Consider the following 223-nt stretch of genomic DNA (forward strand, 5'->3'; position numbering starts at 1 on the left):
GACTGTCCATCTTGCAGACGTTTGATCAAGCAACTATTAATTGTTTTAAAGCAAGCGATACGTTGCCAGAATCATTCATCTGCAGCTTTAAATTTTTGCCTTCGGGCAATGTAGTTTTAAGTGAAGAGTTTGATCCTGGCTCAGAGTGAACGCTGGCGGTAGGCCTAACACATGCAAGTCGAACGGCAGCACAGAGGAGCTTGCTCCTTGGGTGGCGAGTGGC

1 rRNA gene is annotated in these 223 nt (G+C 47.1%); it reads left to right on the forward strand.

The features are described from left to right. Positions 1–117: 117 nt before the first annotated feature. Positions 118–223, forward strand: a 16S ribosomal RNA gene (locus tag ACVOJ1_RS19000); the annotation flags it as partial.

This window comes from Stenotrophomonas sp. STEN225 (assembly GCF_056756445.1).